This window comes from Pseudomonas boreofloridensis (assembly GCF_030580795.1).
Classification (GTDB): domain Bacteria; phylum Pseudomonadota; class Gammaproteobacteria; order Pseudomonadales; family Pseudomonadaceae; genus Aquipseudomonas; species Aquipseudomonas boreofloridensis.
Genome location: NZ_JAUQOQ010000006.1, coordinates 148192 through 173628, shown reverse-complemented (window position 1 = coordinate 173628; position 25437 = coordinate 148192). Strand labels below are relative to the sequence as shown.

The 25437-nt window shown below is 63.0% G+C and carries 15 protein-coding genes and 2 pseudogenes; 10 read left to right on the top strand and 7 right to left on the bottom strand.

Features of this window, described 5'->3' with window-relative positions; translation table 11 throughout:
• Positions 1-18: 18 nt before the first annotated feature.
• Positions 19-4146 (bottom strand): RCC1 domain-containing protein, encoded by a 4128-nt coding sequence (locus Q6A47_RS09680; protein ID WP_304484170.1) that lies wholly within the window; start codon positions 4144-4146, stop codon positions 19-21.
• Positions 4147-4348: 202 nt separating this feature from the next.
• Here Q6A47_RS09680 and Q6A47_RS09675 point away from each other — a divergent pair, with 202 nt between their 5' ends.
• The 6 genes from Q6A47_RS09675 (at position 4349) to Q6A47_RS09650 (ending at position 9756) form a co-directional block, all read left to right on the top strand.
• Complete coding sequence (locus Q6A47_RS09675) at positions 4349-4630, top strand: peptidylprolyl isomerase (RefSeq protein ID WP_304484169.1); 282 nt, start codon at positions 4349-4351, stop codon at positions 4628-4630.
• A 61-nt stretch (positions 4631-4691) separates the two neighbouring features.
• Complete coding sequence (locus Q6A47_RS09670; protein WP_162889591.1) at positions 4692-6518, top strand: extracellular solute-binding protein; 1827 nt, start codon at positions 4692-4694, stop codon at positions 6516-6518.
• Positions 6515-7573: a microcin C ABC transporter permease YejB gene (locus Q6A47_RS09665; RefSeq protein ID WP_304484168.1), complete on the top strand. Its 1059-nt coding sequence runs from the start codon at positions 6515-6517 to the stop codon at positions 7571-7573. The genes Q6A47_RS09670 and Q6A47_RS09665 overlap by 4 nt, the downstream gene beginning before the upstream one ends.
• Positions 7573-8589, top strand: coding sequence for an ABC transporter permease (locus tag Q6A47_RS09660; protein ID WP_304484167.1), 1017 nt, complete (start codon positions 7573-7575; stop codon positions 8587-8589). Before Q6A47_RS09665 ends, Q6A47_RS09660 begins: the two co-directional genes overlap by 1 nt.
• A gap of 39 nt (positions 8590-8628) precedes the next feature.
• Positions 8629-9396: a 3-hydroxybutyrate dehydrogenase gene (hbdH, locus tag Q6A47_RS09655; protein ID WP_304484166.1), complete on the top strand. Its 768-nt coding sequence runs from the start codon at positions 8629-8631 to the stop codon at positions 9394-9396.
• 84 nt (positions 9397-9480) lie between these two features.
• Positions 9481-9756, top strand: coding sequence for a peptidylprolyl isomerase (locus Q6A47_RS09650; RefSeq protein WP_304484165.1), 276 nt, complete (start codon positions 9481-9483; stop codon positions 9754-9756).
• A gap of 21 nt (positions 9757-9777) precedes the next feature.
• Here Q6A47_RS09650 and Q6A47_RS09645 read toward each other — a convergent pair.
• The 4 genes and pseudogenes from Q6A47_RS09645 to Q6A47_RS09630 form a co-directional block, all read right to left on the bottom strand.
• Positions 9778-10044, bottom strand: a pseudogene (locus tag Q6A47_RS09645) (LysE family translocator); the annotation flags it as partial.
• Between the two features lie 163 nt (positions 10045-10207).
• Complete coding sequence (locus Q6A47_RS09640) at positions 10208-12655, bottom strand: hypothetical protein (protein WP_304484164.1); 2448 nt, start codon at positions 12653-12655, stop codon at positions 10208-10210.
• 110 nt (positions 12656-12765) lie between these two features.
• Positions 12766-13134 (bottom strand): annotated as a pseudogene (locus Q6A47_RS09635) (LysE family translocator); the annotation flags it as partial.
• A 105-nt stretch (positions 13135-13239) separates the two neighbouring features.
• A complete protein-coding gene (locus Q6A47_RS09630; protein WP_304484163.1) occupies positions 13240-19593 on the bottom strand; it encodes a non-ribosomal peptide synthetase in 6354 nt (2117 codons plus the stop codon).
• A gap of 412 nt (positions 19594-20005) precedes the next feature.
• Here Q6A47_RS09630 and Q6A47_RS09625 point away from each other — a divergent pair, with 412 nt between their 5' ends.
• The 3 genes from Q6A47_RS09625 to Q6A47_RS09615 all read left to right on the top strand — a co-directional run bounded on the left by Q6A47_RS09625 (position 20006) and on the right by Q6A47_RS09615 (position 22524).
• Positions 20006-20770 carry a helix-turn-helix transcriptional regulator gene (locus Q6A47_RS09625; RefSeq protein ID WP_304484162.1) on the top strand — a complete coding sequence of 255 codons (765 nt, stop codon included), beginning with the start codon at positions 20006-20008 and terminating at the stop codon, positions 20768-20770.
• A 17-nt stretch (positions 20771-20787) separates the two neighbouring features.
• The gene (locus Q6A47_RS09620; RefSeq protein ID WP_304484161.1) at positions 20788-22206 is read left to right on the top strand and encodes an efflux transporter outer membrane subunit; all 1419 of its coding nucleotides are present in this window, start codon (positions 20788-20790) and stop codon (positions 22204-22206) included.
• A gap of 144 nt (positions 22207-22350) precedes the next feature.
• Positions 22351-22524: a hypothetical protein gene (locus Q6A47_RS09615; RefSeq protein ID WP_162889535.1), complete on the top strand. Its 174-nt coding sequence runs from the start codon at positions 22351-22353 to the stop codon at positions 22522-22524.
• Between the two features lie 15 nt (positions 22525-22539).
• Here the strand turns inward: Q6A47_RS09615 and Q6A47_RS09610 are convergent, their stop codons facing one another.
• Both Q6A47_RS09610 and Q6A47_RS09605 read right to left on the bottom strand, forming a co-directional pair.
• Entirely contained in the window at positions 22540-23310 is a 771-nt protein-coding gene (locus tag Q6A47_RS09610; RefSeq protein WP_304484160.1) for a TraX family protein, read from the bottom strand.
• Positions 23259-24347 (bottom strand): metal-dependent hydrolase, encoded by a 1089-nt coding sequence (locus tag Q6A47_RS09605; protein ID WP_304484159.1) that lies wholly within the window; start codon positions 24345-24347, stop codon positions 23259-23261. The genes Q6A47_RS09610 and Q6A47_RS09605 overlap by 52 nt, the downstream gene beginning before the upstream one ends.
• Positions 24348-24539: 192 nt before the next feature.
• Here Q6A47_RS09605 and Q6A47_RS09600 point away from each other — a divergent pair, with 192 nt between their 5' ends.
• The gene (locus tag Q6A47_RS09600; protein WP_304484158.1) at positions 24540-25424 is read left to right on the top strand and encodes an alpha/beta hydrolase; all 885 of its coding nucleotides are present in this window, start codon (positions 24540-24542) and stop codon (positions 25422-25424) included.
• Positions 25425-25437 lie beyond the last annotated feature (13 nt).

Sequence of the window (25437 nt, the reverse complement as noted above, 5' to 3'; positions counted from 1 at the left end):
CACGGCGTCGCAAATCGCTCAGGCCAGCGCGCGCAGGTCGTTGTCCGGGGCTACGGCATGGCCGCTGCCTGGGCGCCCGTAACGCAATGCGCGATTCAGTACAGCCTGCACCGATGCGCTGTTGCCACCGTTGGAGGGCTCGCCCCAGGTCACAGCACGCCCATCGGCCGTCAGGGCGGTGAAGCCCACGGTGTTGGCGTAGATCGCGCGGACTTGTGTCAGTTGTGCCTGTACGGCAGATGGAATCTGGCCCCCTCGCTGCGGATCACCCCAGGCGACTACCGAGCCATCGCGGCGCACCGCTGCAAAGCACAAGGTGCTGCCGGTGACCGCGATGATGTCCGGCAGGCGGGCAATTTCAGGCGGCAGAGCTCCGGCACTCCGAAACGAGCCCCACGCCACCAAATGACCACCACGCCGTCGCGCGCAGAACGCATGCGAATTACTGGTCACCTCCACGATGTCGTCGAGCAGGGCGACCGATGGCGGCACGGTTGCGGCAAAGCCGGCGCCCCAGGCAACCACATGACCGTCGTTGGTCAGCGCGCAAAAAGCCTTTTCCGACGCCGTCTCCAGGGACGCGATGTCCTGGCGCGCCGCCAACGGGGCAGGCAAGGATCCGCCGTATCCGGGGTTGCCCCAGGCAATCAGCGTTCCATTCTGGAGCCGAGCGGCAAAGGCCCCGTGGTTACCCGCCAGGTGTACGGCCCGCCTGTCAGGGCTGGAGGGCGGCGCCATCAGGCTAGCGGGCAAGGTGGCGCCGCAGGTCGCGTCGCCCCAGCCGACGAAGCTGCCATCGGCCCGCTGTGCCACGAAGCACCGTCGACCGTTGTAGATCTTCACGATGTCCGTGAGGTTGGCGAGCCCGGCCGGCAACGCCCCTCCAAGGTCGGCATTTCCCCAGCAGGCCAGCCGCCCTTGCGGATTACCGGGTGAAACCTGGACGCGTCCGGCAAACGCCATGAGGTTGCCGCGCACGTCCAGGAACACTTTGTGGGTGTCGGCTGCGTTCATCTGGCCGCCAAATGCGGTGTTGCCCCACGCATGAACCGTTCCATTGCTCAGGCGTGCAGCAAACGCGCCTCGCGTACTGCTCACTTCGACCACGGTGTCAATGTTCGTCAGCGCGCCAGGCAGGGCCCCGCCGTGGGACGCCGCGCCCCAACTGCACAGTTTGAACAGCGCGCGCTTACTGGTGTTGAGCAACGCCGTAAAGGCGGCCTTGGCCTCGTCTGGTCTGGCGTTATCCGTCACCGCAATGCCTGTGCCGAGCACATTGGTAGGGTTGAGCCACAGCGCATCGCTCGCCGTGCGGACCAGCAGCGGTCGGTCGGGTTGACGATCCAGCAGGCGGTAGGCGAGTTTGGCCGTCTGATCGCCCTCGTAGCGCCACTCCGCCAGTAGAGGCTTGCCGGTGGTGGCGTTGAATGCACTCACCACGTGCGAGGTGTGTGTATTGCGGTAGGAACTGGCGCTGTACCTGGCGCCGAACACACGCAGCGTGCCGCTACCGAGTTCGCTCTGAATGACGTAGCGCTGACCGGGACCAGACTCGACGGTCGTCGAGCCGCTGCGCTTGATCTCGTAGCGCAGACTCACCACCTTTCCTTCCAGCGCCTCGATGTAAGCCCCGGGAATTTCGACATTCAGCGCCCGGTTGGCACGCTCGGGCGGTACCGTGACTTCGAGGTGTCGGGAGGCATTGGATGCCTCGTCTTCGAGCCAGATCGTAACTTTATCCGAAGCCTGGAGTTTGGCATCGGCGCCAATACGCACTGTGGCCTTGTCAGGAACATCACCTGGGTTCAGATGCCCATCGACGCCTTCGAGAAAGTACGCCTGAGGCAATCCCCCTTTCTTGATGAACACCGTACGACTCAAGGAGCTGTCCACAGAACCAGAGAGCCGCGTGACCTCGTAGCGCACGTCCACTTTGCCGCCCAAATTGGCAATCACATAAGGGTAATCGATCACCAAACCCTCGGGAGACACACCCTCTTCGATCACGACATCGTTGACAACGGTGACACCGCCAGGATTGGAGCCATCCCAGTAGACATCGACGAAATCGCCGGCCTGCAATTGCACCGAGGCGGGAATGACAATCAATGCGCCATCGATCACGGCGCCCGGATCCAGGTTGTCCTCCTGAGCTGCCGGGATCTCGACAGGCTCCAGGTCAGTCACCTGCGACACGTCGATGACGAAGTCCAGGTAATCCGAATAGCGCTCCGTTTCCCCGGGCTCGGTCACGAAGTAGCGCACTTGTACAGAACCGCCGAAGTTAGCCATCAGTTGATCGTGAGGCACTTCGAATACCAAGGGTTCACCTGGCCAGACGACCGTGCTGTCGTCCCATGGCGGTCCCATCTCGGGTAGCCACTGAAGCGAGACATCCTGCATCTCGTTCATGTTGAGGAACGGGTCGATATGAATTTTCAGACCGTTGGCGAACTGCGGCAGGTTTGGATCGACGATGCCATTGATCAACTCAGGCTCCATTCGTGCCGCAGGCAGCGCCGCTTGGGCTTCGCCAACCTGAATGATCTGATGCTCGGAATAAAGAGGCAGCAACATGCCCCGGCGCTGGATCTGGTAACTCAGGTCCAGCTTCCCACCGTCAAGCGGGGCCAGGTACTTCAAGCCATCTGCGACTGGAAAGGTGAAAATCAGCCCCACATCCTTGGTGTTGACGACCTTGGTGAACTGTTCATAGAGCGCCGTCCCGTTGGCGCGTGTGCCCAACCACACCAAGGTCACCCGGTCACCGCGCTGCAGATCGGCGGCGACTGGAATCTGCACGGTCACCGACGTGAGCGAGGGGTCTACGTTGCCATCAGCATCGGCCTGGACCAACTCCGGCTTGATGGCCGAGCGCTGGAGGCCGGCGAACACCGCGAAATCCTTGCCCGAGACGAATCCGCGGGTAGTGAGGTTCTCGTACGATGCACTGGCGCGACCACCACGCAGCGGTAGCAGCGAGGCGCCACTGACGGCGAAGAACAAGGTACGCCCCAGCCGGCGGATAGGTTGTGCGGCCGTCGGTAGCGTCACATCCGGCCCTTGGGCAGGGCTGCCAGTCAAGGTCACACGGATGCTGTCACCCAGTTTAAAGCTGGGATGGACGGTATCGACCTCGACCTGCAAGTCGTTGCCGTCCAGTTGATCCAGATCGATGAGATAGCGTGGAACGGCCGTGGGGTCAGGGTTGGCGATATACGGCGAAGGCGTCAGATTGGCAACCAGCCGCACAGGCACTTCCACCTGCTGCGACCATCGTTCGGAAATATTGCCGACCTCGTCGATCACCCGATAGGCCAGCGCCATGCGCTCGCTGTTGCCCGCAGCGATCAGAGTCCGCTCATCGACCACCAAGTTGATGCCGTTAGTCACCTCGGCCATCGTTACCGTATGGGAGACCTTCTGCGTGCCCCAGGCAAACTCGACCAGATCGTACTGACGAATCCCGTCATAGGGTGGGATATGCACCTTGACGCCCTGGCGAGCATCGTCCGGTCCCACGAACCCTGAGGCGGGCACTTCCGGCACGAGCAACGACAACTCGCTTAGAGGCGTGATCTGACTGATGACGGTGAGTCGGGTCGATTCCTCGACGACACCCGAAACACGCTTGACCTGGTACCAGAGCTCGGTAGTCCCTTCCGGCACTTTGCTTGCCCTGACGAACAACGCGATGCGATTGCCCACGTCGCTTTGCACGACCACCATCGAGGCCACCGAGACCCTGGAATCGTTCCAGAAGACCTCGACCCAGTCGCCGGGACGCATGTCGTCATAGGCCTGGAGGACGATCAACAAACCGCTCGGATTGTCGTAGACCAGTTTGCGATTGATACCGATTGCCAGCCGCGGCGCCGATTTCAAGCCCGAGATATGCCCGGGGATGAAGATCGCCGGCATGATGGGGGTCAGGGAGGAAGCACCCATCACCGACATGGTGCCCATGCCCTGGACGCCCATGCTCTGGACACCGGCAAGCTGGATCCCCATGCCGTGACCAGCCCTGCTCTGGATACCCATCGGTGGTGCGTCGTCTTCCTGGAAGCGCTGGTTGTACTGTTGGAGGATCTGGTCGAGGGTTTGCACGCCATCGGCGTCATGGTCGAAGTCTGTGTCGTCTGTCATGGGAGTGCTCCTGATGTGAGGCAAGCCAACTGCAGGTCGGGTCAGCTGATTTCAGGGCACGGCAGCGAACGGCACAACTGGCAAAATTGTCAGGTAGGCGCTGCCAGGACGGGCTCGCAGGTGAAGCACGAGCACTGGGCACAGACACAGCGCGGCGCTATGCGGTAGTCTTGGGTTTTCTCTCACCCAAGGAAATCTTGTCATGGCACGTGCCACCGCCCGTCACATCCTCGTCAGCACCGAAGACAAGTGCAACGAACTCAAAGCCCAGATCGAAGCCGGTGCCGACTTCGGCGAAATTGCCAAGGCCAACTCCAGTTGCCCCTCCAACCGCCAAGGCGGCGACCTGGGTTCCTTCGGCCCCGGTCAGATGGTCAGGGAATTCGATACCGTGGTGTTCAGCGCGCCGGTCAACACCGTGCAAGGTCCGGTGAAGACCCAGTTCGGCTATCACCTGCTGGAAGTGACCAGCCGCCAGGACTGACCCTCTCTTGTCCGCCCGCCCCTGCAGTGCCCTTGTGGGAGCGGGCGCCGCCTGCCCCCGTCTGGCCGTGTTGCTGGTCGGGGCCTGGCTGAGCACCGCCAGCCTCGCCGCCCCCTCGCACGCGTTGACCGTCTACGACGAAGCGCCTCGCTACCGCGCCGACTTTGCGCATTTCGATTACGTTGACCCGGACGCGCCCAAGGGCGGCAGTCTGCGCCGCTCGGCGCTCGAAATCGGCCAGTACGACCATGTCCTGCCCTTCATCGATGAAGGCACCGGGGTCAGTCAGGTCGATGGCTGGCTCTATGCGCCCTTGGCCGTGCGCTCGCTGGATGAGCCGTACACCGTCTATGGACTGATCGCCCGACGCCTGGAGCGCGGCCCTGACGATGCCTGGCTGCGGGTGGAGATCGATCCCCGCGCGACCTTTGCAGACGGTAAGCCGGTACGCGCCGAAGATGTACGCTTCACCTTCGAGCTGCTGATGAGCAAAGGTAGCCTCAAGTACCGCACCCAGTTCGCCGACGTGACCGCCGTCAGCGTCGAAGGTCCGCGCAGCGTGCGTTTCGATTTTCGCCAACCTCACGGTCGAACCCTGGCACTGGACCTGGCCAGCCTGCCGGTGCTGCCTGAACATGACTGGCAAACCCGCGACTTCGCCCACGGTGGCGGCTTCGACACACCGCTGGGCAGCGGCCCCTACCGCATCGCGCGCCTGGACAATGGCCGCAGCATCACCTTCGAGCGCGACCCCAACTGGTGGGCCCGCGATCTGCCCGTCAACCGCGGACGCTACAACTTCCAGCGCATCCGCGTGGAGTACTTCGGCGACACCGAGGTGGCCCGCCAAGTGCTCAAAGGCGGCGGTTACGACTACAACCGCGAGTTTTCCGCCACCGGGTATACCCAAGGCTACAACGGTGCCGCGCTGGCCGACGGTCGCCTGCAGCGCGCGCAACTGGGGCCGGACAAACCGCAAAGCGCCCAAGGCTTCGTGTTCAACCTGTCCAGGCCGATGTTCGCCGACCGCCGTGTGCGCCAGGCCCTGGGCCTGCTCTGGGATTTCGAGTGGAGCAACCGGCAGATGATGCGCAACCTCTACATCCGCCAGCAGAGCCTGTTCTCCAATACGCCCTTGGCCGCCCGCGAACTGCCCGATGTCGAAGAACTGAAGATCCTCGAACCCTTGCGCGGGCAGATCCCCGACCACGTGTTCACCCAGGTGTTCAAGGCACCGGTGACCGATGGCTCGGGCATCATCCGCCCGCAACAGTTGCACGCGCTGCAGCTGCTGCAAGCCGCTGGCTGGCGCCCCGAGGGGGATCGCCTGGTCGATGCCGAGGGCACGCCGTTGAGTTTCACCTTCCTCAACGGCCAGGCCGGCCTGGAGCGCCTGCTGCTGCCCTGGAAGCGCAACCTGGCGCAGATCGGCATCGAGCTGAACATCCGCAACGTGGACTCGGCCCAATACATCAACCGGCTCATGGCGCGCGACTACGACATGGTCATCACCGGCTATCCCGTCACTCTGTCGCCTGGGGCCGAGCAGTACAACTACTTCGGCTCCGCCGCGGCCCACGATCCCGGCTCGAACAACCTCATGGTGCTCCAGGATCCTGCCGTGGACCGGCTACTCGACGGCCTGGTCCACGCCTCGACCCAGGCCGACATGCAGCGCTACGCCCATGCGCTGGATCGGGTGCTGCAGTGGAATTATTACTGGATCCCCAACTACTACCCGCCGGGAAGTTCCACCGTCTGGTGGAATCGCTTCGGACTGCCCAAGGTGCAGGCCAGGTATGACGAGGGGCTGGACACCTGGTGGGAGGTCAGCCCAACGGCGCTGACCGATGCGCAGATGGCCGAGCGCTTGAAGGCGGCACCATGACCGGCTATCTGCTGCGGCGTCTGCTGCTGATCGTGCCCACGCTGCTGGCGATCCTGCTGGTGAATTTCGCCATCGTCCAGGCCGCCCCCGGCGGGCCTGTGGAACAGGCCGTGGCCCGCCTGCAGGGCATCGGTGGCGGCGCGCCGGGGGCACGGGTCGAAGCGCTTCAAGGCCAGTCTCGCGCCAGCCGGGGCCTGGACCCGAAGATGATCGAGCAGATCAAACACCAGTACGGCTTCGGCAAGAGTGCCCCCGAGCGGCTCTGGCTGATGCTCGGCCAGTACGCCAGGCTCGACTTCGGCCACAGCTTCTTTCGCGGCGCCAAGGTCACCGACCTGATCCTCGACAAGCTGCCAGTCACCCTGTCGCTGGGCCTGTGGGCCACGCTCATCACCTACCTGGTGTCGATCCCCCTGGGCATCGCCAAGGCCGTGCGCCATGGCAGCCGCTTCGACGCCTGGAGCAGTGTGCTGATCGTGGTCGGCTACGCCCTGCCCTCGTTTCTGTTCGCCCTGCTGCTGATCGTCCTGTTCGCCGGCGGCACCTCGCTGAACTGGTTTCCCGTGCGCGGGCTGGTCTCCGAAGATTTCGACCAACTGAGCCTGCTGGGCAAAGTCGCCGATTACTTCTGGCATCTGGTACTGCCGGTCGGTGCCCTGGTGATCGGCGGTTTCGCCACCCTGACGCTGCTGACCAAGAATGCGTTTCTCGAGGAGATTTCCCGACACTACGTGGTCACTGCCAGGGCCAAGGGCTTGAGCGAGCGCCGGGTGCTGTACGGCCATGTGCTGCGCAATGCCCTGCTGCTGGTGGTCGCCGGCGTGCCGCAGGCCTTGATCAGCGTGTTCTTCGCCGGCTCCCTGCTGATCGAGGTGATCTTCTCCCTCGACGGCCTCGGGCGCCTGAGTTACGACGCAGCAGTGTCCCGGGATTACCCGGTGGTGTTCGGCACTTTGTTCATCTTCACCTTGGGCGGCCTGCTGATTCGCCTGATCGGCGACCTCTGCTACACGCTGCTCGACCCGCGGATCGACTTCGACGCGAGGGCGCACTGATGCTGTCGCCCATCGCCCGACGTCGCCTGCAACGTTTTCGCCGTAACCGCCTGGGCTGGGTGTCGCTGTGGCTGTTCGGCGCGATCCTGCTGCTGAGCCTGGGCGCCGAACTGGTCGCCAACGACAAACCGCTGCTGCTCAGCTACCAGGGCGAGCTCTACAGTCCGGCACTCAAACGCTACACCGAGCAGCAGTTCGGCGGTGAACTGCCCTTCCAGCCCGATTACCGCAGCACCTACGTGCGCCGGCTGATCGAAGCCCAAGGCGGATGGATGCTGTTCGCCCCCATCCCCTTCAGCGCCGATACGCCCAACTACGACCTGCAGGTGCCCACGCCCAGTGCACCGAGCACGGTGAACTGGCTGGGGACCGACGACCAGGGCCGCGACGTGCTCGCCCGGGTACTGTACGGCACCCGGGTGTCGCTGCTGTTTGCCTTCGCGCTGACGCTGCTCAGCGTGCTGATCGGCGTCAGCGCCGGGGCCTTGCAGGGCTACCACGGGGGTTGGGTCGACCTGCTCGGGCAGCGACTGCTGGAGGTCTGGTCGGGGATGCCCGTGCTGTACCTGCTGATCATCCTTTCCGGCTTCGTCGAACCGGACTTCTGGTGGCTGCTGGGCATCCTGGCGCTGTTTTCCTGGCTCACGCTGGTGGATGTGGTGCGCGCCGAATTTCTCCGCGGCCGCAACCTGGAATACGTCAAGGCCGCCCGCGCCCTGGGCCTGAGCGACATCCAGGTGATGCTCCGGCACATCCTGCCCAATGCCCTGAACGCGACGCTGACCTATATTCCCTTCATGCTCACCGGCGCCATCACCACCCTCACCGCCCTGGACTTCCTCGGCTTCGGCATGCCCGCCGGCAGCGCCTCCTTGGGCGAGCTGGTAACCCAGGGCAAGCAGCACCTGGAGGCGCCGTGGCTGGGCTTCACGGCATTCTTCGCACTGGCGACGATCCTTTCGCTGCTGGTGTTCGTCGGCGATGCACTGCGCGAGGCATTCGACCCGCGACGCTGACCCGGTCCCTGTTCATCCGTTCGCTACCAGGAGTTGCACATGACGCTCGCAGGCAAGACAGCATTGGTCACCGGTTCCACCAGCGGTATCGGCCTGGGCATCGCCCAGATGCTGGCGCGGGCGGGCGCGAACATTCTGCTCAACGGCTTCGGCGATCCACAGCCGGCCCTCGACGCGATCCGCGGCCATGGCGTGAAGGTCGGCCATCACGCAGCGGACCTTGCCGACGTGGCACAGATCGAAGCGCTGTTCGCTTTCGCCGAGCATGAGTTCGGCGGCATCGACATTCTCGTCAACAATGCCGGAATCCAGCACGTCGCACCGGTTGAGGCGTTCCCGGTACAGCGCTGGGACCAGATCATCGCGCTCAACCTGTCGGCCGTGTTCCATGGCATTCGCCTGGCCCTGCCGGGCATGCGCGCGCGTGGCTGGGGGCGCATCATCAACATCGCCTCGGTGCACGGGCTGGTCGGCTCCACGGGCAAAAGCGCCTACGTCGCCGCCAAGCACGGCGTGGTCGGGCTGACCAAGGTCGTGGCGCTGGAGACGGCGACCACCTCGATCACCTGCAATGCCGTGTGCCCAGGCTTCGTGCTGACCCCGCTGGTGCAGCAACAGATCGACGCGCGTGCTGGCGATGGCGATCCACAGCAGGCCGAGCATGAGCTGCTGGCCGAGAAGCAGCCTTCACTGGCCTTCGTGACCCCGCAGCAGTTGGGCGAATTGGCGCTGTTCCTGTCCAGCGAGGCTGGCAGCCAAGTGCGTGGCGCGGCCTGGAACGTCGATGGTGGGTGGTTGGCGCAGTGACAGGGAGCGCTGCGTATTGGGCAGGTCCGAAGCGACGTCATCAGGCATAATGCCCCCTTTTTTCGCCGCAGCTACAGGTACGCCATGAAAGCACAAGCCCGCCACATCCTGGTCAAGACCGCCGAAGAAGCCGAGCAGCTCAAGCAGCGCCTGGCCAAGGGCGAGGCGTTCGACGTGCTGGCCAAGAGGTTCTCCACCTGCCCTTCCGGCAAACGCGGCGGCGACCTGGGCGAAGTGCGCCCTGGGCAGATGGTGGGCGCCATCGACCAGGTGATTTTCAAGAAACCGCTGCGGGTGGTGCACGGCCCGATCAAGAGCAAGTTCGGCTATCACCTGGTGCAAGTGTTCTACCGCGATTGAGGGTGTTCACCGACGCACGGTTCAGCGCGGCCGCGCGACCAGCAAGCCGATCCCGGCACACCCCAGCAGCGAGGCACTGACCCGGTTGAACAGCCGCCGCGCGCGTGGGCGGTTGAACCAACGCTGCAGGAACACGCCCAGGCCGGCGTAGACGGCGATAGCGATCCACTCCAGCAACAGGAACCACAACCCCAGCCAAAGGAACTGCTCAGCGAACGGCGTGCTGCTGTCCACCGTCACGAACTGCGGCAGAAACGCAGTGAACAACAGGATCGCCTTGGGATTGCCAAGATAAGCTCAGCAACCCTAGCGCTTCAATCATATACATCACGCAAATATAAATTTTGTGCCAGCACATGACTCAAACTAGAGTATGGGAGGTTGCCATCCCTCCCCCTACCTAGGCTCTGAGCAATTCAACGCAGCTGCCACATAAAAAGCATAATTCTTGTCAAGCACTCTCAACTGAAGAAAGCCGATCAATTCTTGTCTGCAGCCTTGTAGCTTCTGACTTGAACTTCCAAAGCAAGGAGTCCTGTTGAGGGGCTTTGTCTATTGCAGCAAGAATGGCCTTTCGCGCTAGCCCTGGATTAGGAGGCATATGATTAACGTAAGCATAAGCAAGCTGGAGCAAGCACAGGTGTATCTGCTTACCGTAAGCACTTGACTTTGCAAGTGAGTCTTTGGCGTCTGATGCCAAACCTAGCCGGCTTTCGATCGCGCCTTTAGTAAACCATGCGTCTGGATCGTTTGGAATAAGGGCAATCGCCTTTCTCGACCAGTCAAGAGCTTCATCCAGACGATTATTAACCTTCGTGGATAGGAAGAAGGCAAATCTATCATACAACCAACCATTACCCGTATCGGAATTTACGGCAAGCTCATAGAAGAGCTCACAATCGTCCAGCCGACCTTCTTTGAAACTAGTATGGGCAGCTCGTGCATAAGGATGTCGATAAGCCTTCGCAACTCTATCAACAATCATCGAGGATTTACTTCTAAGAAACTCGTTGTACCTACTTTTAACCTGGTCAACCTCTTCCCGGGAAGGGAAATCAGCACCATCAACACTGACAGTACGACTCGCACAGAACTTCAAAAACTCCGGAGAGAATAGTATTTGCAGGTTGCCGTCATATTTCGACAACTGGGCGATACCGCGACTTTCTTCGAGCGCCTCATAAGCTTCAAGTACTGCTATTTTAGCAGCGCCACAGCACAACTTAAGCAGGGTATCATCATGGACGTCAGAAACTTTTGTCATTAACAGCAATAGCTTCTTCATGGAGTCTGACATTCGATTCCAAGCATCGGTATACAGGAACTCTCCTAAGTCCTGAGCTTGCATCCTCATCACCCTATCAAACGCTTGTTGCAGCCCGATTCCACTCTCTCCAAGCGCCTGAACGAACACTTCCAAAACCAGTGGCTTATTTCCAAGTTTTTTAGAGTAACCGAGCAATTTACTCCGGGCTGCTGAAAGTATGGGCTTTCGAGAAAGCGTTGAAGCGCGAGCCTTGAGAAAATCTACGGACTCATTATCACTTAGAGGTTTGATCTCAATCTGCTTCGCTTCAAGAGCTTCCCTACGCCTAGATGTCAAGAGAACTCGGCCAACGCGCCTAGACAACTCGTGAATTTGTTTTGATAGCAGCCTAACCTCTTCGTCATTGGAGGCCATCGTTTCAGTGTTATCCAGAACTAGCAAGTGCGAAGATTTATGAACACCCCACTCTTTAGTCAAATAAGTAGACAGCATTTGAATCAGTTCCATTGGGGGCTTGGTATACCAAGATTTATCCAAGGCGCCACCATCTAAACCCAAAGGTATAAATATCGCTACGTCCGCGACACCTACCTCATCGAGTCGGATAATTTCCAGCCCACCTATACCCCAACGTGTCTTCTTAGCGGTAAAGAAAGTAATAAGCTCAGGCTTAAAATCACACTTAACATGCCCTTCAAGCATCCGCCATATGAACTCAACAGCCAAAGTCGTTTTACCGATACCCCCATCACCATAAAGCATACATGCGCGAGACTCACCATCATTAGCCCATTCGGTGAGCTCTTCAAGTTCCCGCTGTCGCCCTGTAAACTCAGCAGTTAACCTTTCAGGAATGAGTGCTAATGGAGACCATTCATTATCTGATGTTTTTTTAATTTCATATTTGTGAGAATCACCCGCATGATCCGAATCAAAAAAATCCTGCGCCTCGTAGGAAGTCTCCTCTCGACCAAACCAGTTTCTTTCCACCTGAACCTTGAACACAAACTTCCCTGGGGAGCTCTTCCTTATAGATCTGTAGCAGACTAGGCATCCATTAAAAGGCCTCAACCCCTTTAGATCATAGACTTCACTATTCGGAAGGACAAAGCGATAGCTCTGCTTATCATCAGACATAACTGGAAGAACTGGACTCAAAATTTCTATGACATACGCCAGAGCATCACTCTCTGCTTCAATATCATTTGGCCCTGGTATACCATGCCCTTCCACACCATCATTGCGAAGAACTATTAGAGCACTTATCAAGCGCTCCGCATTCCTCCGCTCCCGCTCCTCCAGAAGCCGCCAGCAGGGGCGTTCTTCTGATGAATCTCTCCAGACGGCCTTGGCGTAACTTTGAAGATTTTCGTTGCCGGCAATAACCAACAAATCCAACATAACCCCAAACAGGGTGCCGTCGGCAGGATTATAAAGAAGGTCGGTCGGCAACCTTTTGAATCCAATATCCCTTTTTTTGGTTCTGCGTCTTTTTTCTAGGATCACCTCTACCAATGTCAAACATGAGTGCTGGAGAATTATCCTTAAGAGGGCAATATGTGCGGCTTTACGCTCAGTTTCAGAAACTAATTTCCCAGCCTCGGCATGCAGGTAGAGCAGACGATCCTTCATTCAACTATCCTTTTTCGCAAACAGTCAGAACACTATCCATCGCCTGAGCTTAATGACTCTACGCGCAAATTTCCAGAATCATTTTGCCACTATATATATTGACCATCGCTAGGCTTGCCCGCCGCCACCCAGAACTCTTGCCGTGCCAGGCGCCAGAGCCCCCTGCGCGGGCTATCGTCGACCGGCCCGGTCGCGACCGGGGCGCGCCACAGCTGCCAGGCGATGTAGAACAGATACGCCGCCCCCGCCAGCTTGATGCCCAGGAACAGTTACTCGCTGGTGTGCAACACCACGGTCAGCCCCATCGCCGCCAGGGCGATCATTGCGGCGAAGGCCAGCAGCCGCCCGCCTCCGGCCAGGCAGGCGGTGCGCAGGCCGTAACGGCTGGCATTGTGCAGCGACAGCAGGTTGTTCGGGCCCGGCGCCATGTTCAGGGCAAAACAGGCGGGGACGAATAGCAGCAGGTTCGACGCGTCCATTGTTGTTCTCCGTAGCGGACGGCCGCAGCGTCGCGCCGCAGCCCCCGCACGGTCAAGCACAGTGGCGCGTCATTTGGCCGGCACAGTAGCGCCAATCTGAGGCGATCAGAGCCTGCGCCTGGCCTTGAGGCCGGGGATCGTGGTGGCTGCGATCTGCACCTCGGCACGTGGCTGGCCGGCACTGGCCGCCAGTGCGGCCAGGGTCGGCTGACGGAACAACAGGCGGGCATCGGCCTGCAGCCCGGCTTGACGCATCCGCGCCACCACATTCACCGCCAACAGGGAATGACCGCCCAGCTCGAAGAAATTGTCGTCGCGGCCCACCTGTTCGACCTTGAGTACCTCGCTCCAGATGTGCGCCAGGGTGCACTCCAACTCCCCGCGTGGTGCCTCGAAAGCACGCGTGATCAGGGCTTGCGGGCCGGGTTCGGGCAGCGCCTTGCGGTCGATCTTGCCGTTGGGGCTCAACGGCATTTCGTCTAGCGCGACGAAAGCCGCAGGCACCATGTACGCCGGCAGCCGTGCCAGCAAATGATTGCGCAGCACTTCGAGCGACGGCGCACACTGCCCTTCGCGGCAGGTAAAGTAGGCCACCAGGCGCTCATCGCGCACCCGTACCGCACTCTGACCCAGCGCCGGATGCGCCGCCAGCAGGGCCTCGATTTCGCCCAATTCCACACGCAATCCGCGCAGTTTGACCTGAAAATCGTTGCGACCGACGAACTCCAGCTCGCCGTCTTCACGCCAGCGCGCCAGGTCGCCCGTGCGGTACAGGCGGTCGCCTTGGACGAAAGGACTGGCGATGAAGCGGTCGGCTTCCAGCGTTGGCAGCCCGAGGTAGCCGCGGGCCACCCCAATACCCCCGATCAACAGCTCTCCCACAACGCCCTTGGGCACCGGCCGGCCATGGGTATCGACCACGTAGAGGCGGGTATTGGCGATCGCACGGCCAATGGGCGGTGCCACCGACGGCAAGGGTTGATCAGGTTCCAAGGTCCAGGCGGTGCTGTCCACCGTGGCCTCGGTAGGGCCATAGACGTTGTGCAGGCGCACTTGGGGCAGGCGCTCGCGCAGCAGCGTGGCCAAGGCCAGGGTCAGCTCGCCGCCGCCGCAGAAGATGTCCCTCAGGCTGGTGCATTGCTCCACGCCCGCTTGCTCGAGGAAAACATGCAGCAGCGCCGGTACGAACTTGACCGTGGTCACCTGCCGGGCCTGGATCAATTGCATCAGGTAGTGCGGGTCGCGGTGCCCGTCCGGGCGCGGCAGCACCAGGCGCAGCCCGGCGCACAGCGGCCAGAACAGCTCCCAGACCGAGCCGTCGAAGCTGAACGGCGCCCGCTGCAGCAGCGCGTCACCTGGCCGTGGCGGACACAGCGTCGAGCTCCAGTGCATCAGGTTGCCCAGGCCGCGGTGCTCGACCATCACCCCCTTTGGCGTGCCGGTGGAGCCTGAGGTGTACATCACATAGGCCAGGTTCGACGCGCTCAAGGCCACCTCAGGCGCCTGCTTCGACTGCGCCTGCCAGGCCGGCAGGTCGAGATCGACCAGCGCCACCGCCTGCGCCTCGAACAAGCCACGGGTCGCGGCCTGGACCAGCACGGCCACAGGCGAACTGTCCTGCACCAGATAGCGCAGGCGCTCGTCCGGGTATTCAGGATCGAGCGGCACGTAGGCCGCCCCAGCCTTGAGCACGCCCAGCAGCCCTACCAGCAACGGCAGGCCGCGCTCCAGGCATACACCGACGCGGCTGTCGGGCTTCACCCCGAGGCCAATCAGATGATGGGCCAACTGGTTGGCCTGCTCGTCGAGCGCGCGGTAAGTCAGCGTGGCCTCGTCGGTCTGCAGGGCGATTGCCTCAGGCGTACGCTGCACTTGGTCCTCGAACAGCGACGGCAAGGTTCGACCCCGCAGTGCGTGGGCTTGCGCAGTATCGTTGAAGCCCTCCAGCAGCTCCCGCCGTTCGCCCGGCGGTACGCAGCACAGCCGCTCGAGGGGTTGCGAACTGTCCTGGTCGAGCGCCTCGCACAGCACCTCCAAGGCATGCTGCAGATACGTCAGCACCCGGCTGGCGCCCAGCGCCTGGGGCGCACGCACGCCCAGACGCAGGCTGTCGTGCTGATCGTCCACCGACAGCACCAGGGCGTGACTCTGCACCTCGCTGGCCTCCAGGAGTTGCGCACCGGGCAGCGTCGACTGTCCACGGGTCAGTCCATGGCGGAAATTGATCAGGCTGTTGAACAGCGGCACACCCGCAGGCAGACCACTGCACTGTTGGGCCAGCGAAAGCGGTGCGTCCTCGTGCTCCAACAAGGCAGCCAATGCGCCTTGAGTGTCACCCAGCGCCTGGGCCACGCTGCGTCCGGCCAGGTGCAGGCGCAGCGGCAAGCTGTTGACGAACATGCCCAGCGCGCGATCGGCGCCCTCGCCGGCCATCATCCGGCCCAGCAGCACCGTGCCGGTCACCACCTCGTCACGCCCGGCCAGCGCACCGAGGACCTGGGCCCAGGCCAGGTGCAACAGGCTGGGCAACCCGACGTCGTGCTGCCTGGCCAAGCGTCGCAGGCTCCCGTTCAGCCTACCGGACAGCGGCTGTTCGAGGCTTTCCAACGTTTGCGGCGACACATCGTGCGTCGGCATGCCTGGCAAGGATGGCGGCGCCTCGACCCCTGCCAGCAGCGCGCGCAGGAACACCTCGTGCTGCGCCTGGCGCGCCTCGGCGCCGCTGAGTGCGACGTAGTTGCGGTAAGGCACGGGCGTTGCCAAAGCCTGTTGTGTGCCGCTCAGCACGGCGCGCAACTCGCCCAGCAGCACCTGTACCGAGACGGCGTCGTTGACCAAATGGTGGAAGCGCAGCAAGCCCAGCCAGCGCCCGTGCTCGACGTCCTCGGTGCCGGCCAGCGCCATCATCGGGGCGTGGCGCAGGTCCAGGGAACGTTGCGCGATGGCGAAATGCGCGCGCAACTGCCCAGCCGCGTCGTGGGAGGCGATCTGCAGGACTTCCACGGGCAGGCGAGCCTCACGCCACACCACCTGCTGCGGCTGCTCCAACCCGTCCCAGTACAGGCTGGTGCGCAGAATGTCGTGGCACTCGACCACGTGCTGCAACGCCTGGGCGAAGGCCTCGAAGCCGGCGCGGTCGACGAAGGTGAACAAGGCCTGCTGCTGGTAGGGATCATCGCCGCCACGCAGGTGGTGATAGAGCAAGCCTTGTTGCAGCGGTGCCAGCGGGTAGATCTCCTGAACGTTGGCGGCGCCTCCCGGTACGCTGGCGACGATCTGGTCGACCTGGGCCTGATCCAGGCGGGCAAGGCTCAACAATTGCGGGGTTATGCGGGTGCAGCCGCGGGGTACGCGGTTCCCGGCGACCTCGATCACACCTGCCTGACTGGCGGCTGCCAGGCTCGCCAAGGTCGGCTGCCCGAACAGCACCTGGACATCGGCGCGCAGGCCCTGCTGACGCATGCGCTCGACCAGTTGCACCGCCAGCAGCGAGTGGCCGCCGAGCTCGAAGAAGTGATCGTGTCGGCCGACAGCGGGTACGCCAAGCAGTTCGCTCCACAGCGCCGCCAGACGCTCTTCCACGTCGCCGCGCGGCGCTTCGTGGACGCGGCGCACCCAAGCGTCCTGGCCCAACGCCGGCAGCGCGCGACGGTCGAGCTTGCCATTGGCGGTCAGTGGCCACTGCTCCACAGGCTGATAACCCGCGGGTAGCAAGGCCGGTGGCAGCATGGCGCGCAGGTGCTCGTGCAAGTCGCCCGGGGTTGGCGCATCGCCGATGAACCAGGCCTGCAACTGCTCGTCGCGCAGCAGCACCACCGCTTCGTGCACCTGCTCATGGCTGGCCAGCGCGGCCTCGATCTCGCCAAGCTCCACGCGCACTCCACGGATCTTCACTTGATCGTCGTTGCGTCCCAGGTATTCCAGGGCGCCGTCGTCACGCCAGCGCACCAGATCCCCCGTGCGGTACATTCGCGCTCCGGCTCGAGAGCTGAACGGATCGATCAGGAAACGCTCGGCGCTCATCTGCTCGCGTCCCAGATAGCCGCGAGCAACACCCAGTCCGCCGACGTACAGCTCTCCGGGTACGCCAATCGGCAGCAACCGTCGCTGAGCATCCAGGACGTACAACTGGGTATTGGCGATCGGGCCGCCGATGTGCAGCGCCGCCCCAGCGGTGACTCGCCCGGAACTGGCGACCACCGTTGCTTCGGTGGGTCCGTAGTTATTGATCACCGCATAAGTTCGCTCACACGACAGCGTGCGCAGGCGGTCTCCACCAATCAGCAGGGTGCGCAGGGTCGGATGATCTAGCTGCGTAAAGGCGTATTCGGCCACGGGGGTCGGCAGGAAGCTCACCTGCAGCGGCTGGGCACGCCACCAGCGCAGCAGCGCGTCGAGATCCTCGCCTGCTTCACCGACCGGTGCCAAGTGCAGGGTGGCGCCCGCGCACAGGGCGGGCCAGACTTCCCAGGCCATCGCATCGAAGCCGAAGCCTGCCAAGCTCGAGGTGTGCGTATCGACCGTCACATCGAAGGCGGCGCAATGCCAATCGACCAGATTGGCAAGCATCTGGTGTTCGACCATCACCCCCTTGGGCTGCCCGGTCGAGCCGGAGGTGTAGATCACATAGACCAAGCTGTGGGAATCAAGGCCGGCGACGCTAGGGTTATCCAGTGCGCCCTCAGGCAGCGGGCAGTCGTCCAGCATGATCACCGGTACGTCGTGGCGTGGCAGATGGTCGAGCAGTCGGCGTTGGGTCAGCAGCGCCACCGGCGCGCTGTCTTCGAGCAGATAAGCCAGGCGCTCGCGAGGATGCGCCGGATCGATCGGCACGTAGGCTGCTCCGGCCTTGAGCACGGCCAACAGCCCCACCAGCGTGTCGAGTCCGCGACGCGCCAGCACGGCCACCCGCTGCTCGGGCTGCACGCCTTGGGCGATCAAGCGCCAGGCCAGGGCGTTGGCCCGCTGGTTCAGTTCGCCGTAGCTCAGCGATTGCCCCTGATGGACCGCCGCCAACGCGTGCGGCCGCTGTGCGGCCTGGACTTCGATCCGTCGATGGACACAGGGTTCGCCTATCGGCTGCTGCGTCGCGTTCCAGTGACGTAGCCGATCATGTTCATGAGCGGTGAGCAGGTCGAAATCGGCAACCGTCAGCGTGGGCGTTCGCAGGCCTTGATCGAGCACATGCATCAAGCGCTCGCCCAAGGCGTGGGCCTCATCGGCCGAAAGCCAGGCACGGTGATGCACCAGGTGCAACCAGGCTTTGTCGGTGTGCCGGTTGCTGCGCAAATGGATGGCCAGTGGCGTGGATTCGTGGCTATTGGACACCTTGACCGTGTGGCCGCTGGCGGCGCCAAAGCGGTAGTCATGATCGTCCTGTTCGTAGGACACCGACACTTCGAACAACTGGCGGCGCTCTTCGCCCAGCAGACCCAGCGCTCGATTCAGTTCGCTGACCGGCAGACGCTGATGGCGGAAATCCTGGCGCAGGGTATCGCGGATGGCCGCGATCAGCTCGGCGAAGGACAGGCTCGCAGAGAACGCCAGCGGCACCGCGCTGACCTGAACGAAGGTGCCCAGGGTGGTCTTGAACCGCGCCCCACCCCGATTGAGTATCGGCAGCCCCACCACCCAGTCCTCGCGCTGGCCGCTGCGCGTGAACAGCACATGCAGCGCCGCCAGCAACACATGAAACGCCGAGGCCTTGTGGGTCTGCGCCAGTTGTTGCATGCGTGCGTGCAGGCTCGCGGGAAACGCCTGCACGCAGGTGCGTGCCGGGGCCTGGTCGGTGGCGCGGCGGTGATGATGACGCGCGGCCAGCAAGGGTTCGGGCACCTGCGCGAAGCGGGCCAGCCAGTAGTCGCGGTCGCGTGCCAGGCGGGGCGAATGGCAATAGTGGTGATCCTCGTCGATGAACGCCGAGTAACAGGTGTGCGCGGCCGGCGGCGAGGTGCCTTCGACCAGCGCTGTGTAATGTTCGCCCAGCGTCTTGATCAACTGCGCGAAGCCCCATCCATCGACGAGCAAATGGTGTGCATGGCTGGCCAGCCAATGGCGGTCCGGCGCCAGACGCAACAGGGTGAACGTCAACAGCGGGCTGCCGTCGAAGCGATAGGTGTGCTGCATGTACGCCTGTACCCACGTGAGCGCGGCAGCGGCGGGATCGGTTTCTGCGGACAGATCCAGCACTGGCAACTCGATGGCTTCAGCTTCACCGGCGGGCGCGAAGCGCTGTAGCGGCAAACCCTCGGCACCGGCGTCGAGCAGCAACTCGGTACGCAGTACCGGATGGGCCGCCAACAAGGCCCGTAAGGCCAGGTGCAGCTGGTGCGGTTGCAAGCCACCGCGTAGGTCGATGTACCCACCGATGGTGTAGAGCGGCGAGTCACCTCGACTCAACTGGTCGAGCCAGATGTCGCGTTGAGCACTGGTCAGAGGGTAAGTATCGGCGGCAGGCATGGGCTGGGAGGTCCTTCTCCGTTGTTCGTCGGTCGATTCAAGCACCCTGCCCCTGTGACGTATGGCCCATTAAACCCGGACACTGACGGGATAAGCGCAGTTTGCGGATTCTTCTGTAGGACATTGGCTATTTGTTCGCCGCCGAGATCACCTACTCGTCCGCACTTAGCCTGGAAACGTGTTGCGATCATCGGCATTTTGACGCCAATTTGCTGACCTTCACCGCGCAAACGTTTTACTCCACCTGAAACCGCTCGCCAATTCGCCGCTTATCGGTGCCATTTTCTGTCCCCGGTTTCCACTACAGACGCGACCTGCACCGCCGGTCTTGAATAGCGCCGCCTTCGCTCGGGCAGCTTCTGCGCCGGTGGGTGACTCTTCGGTGTGGTACACGAATCAAGGATGAACAGACATGAAACTCGACCCCCGCCGCCTGAGGCCGCACGATGCGCGCCTCTATCTGCAACTGGGTGAACTGATCGCCAGTGCCAGCGAGCCTGACTTCGCCGGTCACATGCTGCGATTCGTCGACGGACTCGTGCCGGTGCACCGGCTCGACCTGAGTGAGTGGACGATCGACAGCCGCCAGGGCTGCGTCGAGCGGACCAGGATGCTGGGCAGTGCCGGGGCGAGCGACGCGCTCTCCTCGGCAACCCCCACCGGCCTTGCCTTGCTGCAGGACATCGTGCAGATGAAAGACCCGCTGCTGATCCAGCACAAGCGCTCACAGCGCAAGGGCAGCGCACACCAGCACCTGCATCAGTGCAAGCTGGTGTCGCGCAGCGGTGACCGGCGCTGGGTGATCGGCTTTCATCGATCGCCCAACCAACGCGCCTTTTCGCTCACTGAGCTGTCGCTGCTCAAGCGTCTGGCCGACACTCTGCTGCCCTTGCTGGAGTATCACGCGCAGCGCCTGACACCCGGCGTCGACGAGGACTCGGACAGCGCCGACCTATTGCGCCAGGGCTTCGACGAGCGTTTGGCGCAGGAAGCTGTGCAGCTCTCCAGCCGCGAACAGCAGGTGTGCCTGGGCCTGCTGACCGGAGGCACCGTGCCGGAAATGGCGCAGCGGCTGAACGTGAAGAACAGTTCGGTGGAAACCTACCTCAAGCGCGCCACCGCCAAGCTCGGCGTCAGTGGACGCCACGGCCTGGCCCGATGGATGGCCGGCGCTTGAGCCAGACAGAGAACACCATGCTTAGATACCCTGCCGCCCTGCTCGTGTTGCTGCTCAGCGGCTGTACCCTCACGCCCGATTACCAGCGGCCACCCTCGCCCGTGCCAGCGCGCTTCGCCCAGACCGAGGCGGCCCCGGTCGAGCCTGGCGTTTCTGATGACCGCCTGCGCGGCCAGACGATCTTTCGCGACCCGCTGCTGCGCGAGTTGATCGAACGCGCCCTGCGCGACAACCGCGACCTGCGCGTGGCGGCGCTCAACGTCCAGGCCTACCGCGCGCAATTTCGCCTCCAGCGCGCCGAGCAGTTGCCGCACCTCTCCGCCGATGCCCAAGGCCAGCGCCAGTACCTGCCACGGCGGATGACCGGCAGCGATGAGGGCGCCATCAGCCAGACCTACTCCGCCACGTTGGGCCTGAGTGCATTCGAGCTCGACCTGTTCGGCCGCCTGCGCAGCCTTAGCGACAAGGCCCTGCTGACCTACCTGGCCAGCGAGCAGGCCCGCCGCAGCGTGCAACTCACCCTGGTGGCCAGCGTCGCCAGCAGCTACCTGACCTGGCGCGCCGACCTGGAATTGCTGGCGCTGTCACGCCAGACCCTGGAGGCCGATCAACAGCGCCTGCGCCTGACTCAAGGTCAGCGTCGTGCCGGCAGCGTGTCGGCCTTGCAGGTGCTGCAAGCCCAGACCCGCGTCGAGACGGGCCGTACGGCGGTTGCTCGCTACCAGCGCCAGGTCGCCCAGGACGTCAATCAGTTGTCCCTGCTGGTGGGCTCAACGCTCGACGAGCGCCTGCCGGGCTTGCCGCTGGCGGCCGAACAGGTGGTCGAGCTACCCGCCGGGCTGCCCGACGACCTGCTGCAACGGCGGCCCGATATTCTCGAGGCCGAGTACCGTCTGCGCGCGGCCAACGCGGATATCGGAGCAGCGCGCGCCGCCTTCTTCCCTGGCATTCGCCTGACTGCCAGCGCCGGCAGTGCCAGCCGCGAACTCTCCGGGCTGTTCGACGGCGGCAGCGGCACGTGGCTGTTCCAGCCGCAAATCAGCCTGCCACTGTTCACCGCCGGCAGCCTGCGCGCGAGTCTTGATTATGCGCAACTGCAGAAAACACTCGAGGTGGCGCGCTACGAAAAATCCATCCAGACCGCGTTCCAGGAGGTGTCCGATGGTTTGGCTGCGCGCTCGACCTATCGTCGGCAACTGCTGGCGCAGCGCGACCTGGTGGACGCCACTCAGCGCTACTACGACCTGGCGAGCAACCGCTATCGGGCGGGAGTGGACAGCAGCCTGACCTTCCTCGATGCGCAGCGTTCGTTGTTCAGCGCGCGTCAGGGGCTGATCGATGATCGACTGGCACAACTGCTCGCCGAGGTGAACCTGTATGTGGCCTTGGGCGGCGGGTGGGCAGTGGACGAACAGCACCGTCGGTCGGCCCCTTGAGCGTTCGCATGGACACTGCGGGTGTTGGCTGACTCACAGCCTATGAGGGCGGCCAATGGGCTGCCCCTCACTCCTGTGTTGGCCTGCCTGCGGGCAGGCCTTTTTTCCAGCCTGCGGTACAGCGAGAGTCTCGAGGTGAATACCATGAACGACAAACACCGGATGGGTGGCGGCGATGCGCAGACCGAATGGCCTGACCTGGATCCTGAACAGCGCAACGACCGCGTCGACGACCCCGACGCGGCACCTAACCTCACCGACGATGACCAGGAAAAGCACCCCACCGTGCCACGTGTCGACCCTGACTCGGGCGCCTGAGCCCAACGCCTGCCGTCACCCGGTGCCGGACACACGCATGATCAGCACTGCCTTGATCACCAGCAGATGCAAAGGATAGAACCCGTAGGCCCAACGTCCTACAGGGCTGATGCGCCAGCGGTTGCACGCGAGCATTCGCCACCCAAGCGGAATCGCCAAGGCAGCGCTGGCCATTACCATCCATGTGAAGGGCTGTGCCAGATGCGAGGCCAGCCAACTGTTGGTCATGTTGCCGGCGATGGCCAACACCATCGGCAACATGAGTCCCACCCGCAGTCCGTTCCACAGCAAAAGGCAACCGGCGGGCAGTAACACGCCCGGCAGCCCGTACATCAACCGATCACGGAGTAGCCATGCCACCAGCACCGCCGAGACTGCTGCCAGCCGCGCCAGCCGTTGCGGATGATGCACGCCCCATGCGCAGAGCAGGCCCAAGGTCAGCGTCGGCATCACGCTGAAGGTCGCTGTTCCCGTGTCCAGCCAGCGATAAGGCGGCTCCGAAAGCACGCAGAACGCCAGCATCCAAACCAAGTAGCGCGCATGGGTCGAGCGGTACAACTGCCCCGATGGCACGCGCATCACATGGCAGGCGATCACCAGACAGAACAACGGGAACGCCAGCCGACCGATGACGAACAGATCGACGGCCTCGGGCCACAGATAACGCAGGTGATCGGCGACCATGCTCAGGATGGCCACCCACTTCACCAGATCGAGCCCGGCCGAACGGCCGTTCAGCGAGACACCCCGGACGCTGCCGCAGGCGTCATCGCCCGTGCCGTCCATGCCTGCAACGGCAGCGGCGGGTGCTGGTCGAGGATGCGCCGCCCGATCAGCGCCAGATCACCGCCGTTGAACATCGAAGTGCCATTGTCGCGCCAGCGCGACGGCGTTTCGACCTGCCACTGACCTTGTGCGTCGCGACGGGCCATGGCGAAGCGGAAATTGTAATTACCGGGAATCCCCATGCGCAGGTCGGTGACTACCAGCGTACTGCCGACCACGTCGTAGCGCAGCCAGTCATCGGTAAACCAGCGCAGACGCGTGTACAACGGGTCGTCCTGCAACACCTTGGCCAGCGGCGCATTCAGCGACAGGTATTGCATCTCCGGCGGCTCGCGGTCGAACAGACTGCTCACCCCTTCGTAATAGCCGCCGTCTTCAGTCTTGGCCAGGACTCGCCAGAGCAGGTTGTTGAAAGCCATCGGCATGGCGCGAACTTCGCGCGGCGCCACGCCTTGCGCCTGCAAGGCCTGCTCGAAGCGCTGCTCGACGGTCATGCGCCCGGCCAGTCCAAAACCCAGGTACGCCGTGCTGAAGATCAACGCCGCCGTCATCAAACCCCGGGCTCTGCGCCCCGGCCCGCGCCAGAAGGCGTAAGCCACGGCCATCAGCAAGGGCAAGGTGTAGATCGGGTCGATGATGAACACGGCGGCCCAGCTCAGCGGCGTCAGTGTCAGCGGCCAGAACAACTGGGTGCCGTAGACCGTGAAGGCGTCCAGCAGCGGATGAGTGACCAGCACCAGCCAGAACGCCACGAACAGTCGCGGCCAGCGGTAGCCTGCATCGGGCCTGCGGCGCTGACCGATCCAGGCCACCAGCCAGGCGAGCAGCAAGGCCACCCCGGTGAGGACGAAGATCGAGTGGGAAAAACCGCGGTGATAGGTCATCTGCGACACCGGATCGGCATAGTGGATCACCACATCCAGATCCGGCACAGTGGCCAGTGCCGCGCCATAGACCAGCGCACGGCGTCCCTGCAGACGGCCGAGCAAAGTGCCCTGCAGCGCCGCGCCCAGTACAGCTTGGGTAATCGAGTCCAAGATCAGCGTTCCATTGACAGTATCGGAGAAAGCTAACCCTCCTACGCCACTGCGAGCAAGGACCGGCCTGGCTGTTGTGCCGTGAGTGACACAGCTTGTAACCCTGTCGCCGAACCGCTCGGGGAAAATTTCCTACAGCCAGCAGCGAGGTTCTGCTAAAACGCTTCGGTGCCTTGTCCTGCGACCTTATTCATGACCGCCACCCTGTTCTCTCATCTCAAACGCCGCTGGTTCACCTGGCTGGTGATGGCCCTGCTGGTGATCGGCCTGCCAACGGGCTGCGCCGTGCTGCAACATAAAGAGCGTGAGCTGGTGTTTCGTATCGAACCCGGTCAGGCCAGCTGGTTCCATGGCCTGCCGGCTGGCGTACAGGAGCTGGACTTGCGCGCGCGCAGCTTCACCCAGGGGCAGAGCCTGCATGCCTGGTGGTGGCCAGCCAAACGCGCGGATGCACCGGCGATCCTTTATCTGCATGGCGTACGCTGGAACCTGACCGGCCAGTTGTTCCGCATCCAGCAACTGCATGCCATGGGTTATTCGGTACTGGCGGTCGACTACCGCGGCTTCGGCCAGAGCCGGGGCGGCCTGCCGTCGGAAACCACGGTCTACGAAGACGCGCGCATCGCCTGGGACCGCTTTGCCCAGCTGCAGCCGGTACCGGGCAAGCGCTTGATCTTCGGCCACTCGCTCGGTGGCGCCGTAGCGGTTGAACTGGCCTCCGAGCTTTCCCGGCAGGCCCGCAGTGACGGCACGCCAGTGCCCGCACGCGGCCTGATTCTGGAATCGACCTTTACGACACTTGGCGACGTCGCCGCTGCCGTGGCCAATACCAGCCTGCCGGTGCGCTGGTTGCTGTCGCAGAAGTTCGACTCGCTGGGCAAGATCGGCGAAGTCGGCCTGCCCGTGCTGCTGGTGCATGGCCTGGACGATCGCTACGTGCCGCCGCGCTTCAGCCAGGCCCTGTTCGACGCCGCCCAGGAGCCCAAGGCACTGCTGCTGGTGCCCGGCGCGACCCACAACAACAGCATGAGCCTGGCGGGCCAGCGCTATCGGCGCGCAATCGAAGCCTTGCTGTAGGGGCGCCTGCGGC

Excerpts from the sequence above, each read along its gene's own strand:
- Q6A47_RS09620 (WP_304484161.1), top strand. The coding sequence starts at position 20,788 with ATGCTTAGATACCCTGCCGCCCTGCTCGTGTTGCTGCTCAGCGGCTGT.
- Q6A47_RS09615 (WP_162889535.1), top strand. The coding sequence starts at position 22,351 with ATGAACGACAAACACCGGATGGGTGGCGGCGATGCGCAGACCGAATGG.
- Q6A47_RS09680 (WP_304484170.1), bottom strand. The coding sequence starts at position 4,146 with ATGACAGACGACACAGACTTCGACCATGACGCCGATGGCGTGCAAACC.
- Q6A47_RS09600 (WP_304484158.1), top strand. The coding sequence starts at position 24,540 with ATGACCGCCACCCTGTTCTCTCATCTCAAACGCCGCTGGTTCACCTGG.
- Q6A47_RS09660 (WP_304484167.1), top strand. The coding sequence starts at position 7,573 with ATGCTGTCGCCCATCGCCCGACGTCGCCTGCAACGTTTTCGCCGTAAC.
- Q6A47_RS09650 (WP_304484165.1), top strand. The coding sequence starts at position 9,481 with ATGAAAGCACAAGCCCGCCACATCCTGGTCAAGACCGCCGAAGAAGCC.
- Q6A47_RS09625 (WP_304484162.1), top strand. The coding sequence starts at position 20,006 with ATGAAACTCGACCCCCGCCGCCTGAGGCCGCACGATGCGCGCCTCTAT.
- Q6A47_RS09640 (WP_304484164.1), bottom strand. The coding sequence starts at position 12,655 with ATGAAGGATCGTCTGCTCTACCTGCATGCCGAGGCTGGGAAATTAGTT.
- Q6A47_RS09675 (WP_304484169.1), top strand. The coding sequence starts at position 4,349 with ATGGCACGTGCCACCGCCCGTCACATCCTCGTCAGCACCGAAGACAAG.
- Q6A47_RS09630 (WP_304484163.1), bottom strand. The coding sequence starts at position 19,593 with ATGCCTGCCGCCGATACTTACCCTCTGACCAGTGCTCAACGCGACATC.
- Q6A47_RS09610 (WP_304484160.1), bottom strand. The coding sequence starts at position 23,310 with ATGGACGGCACGGGCGATGACGCCTGCGGCAGCGTCCGGGGTGTCTCG.
- Q6A47_RS09665 (WP_304484168.1), top strand. The coding sequence starts at position 6,515 with ATGACCGGCTATCTGCTGCGGCGTCTGCTGCTGATCGTGCCCACGCTG.
- hbdH (WP_304484166.1), top strand. The coding sequence starts at position 8,629 with ATGACGCTCGCAGGCAAGACAGCATTGGTCACCGGTTCCACCAGCGGT.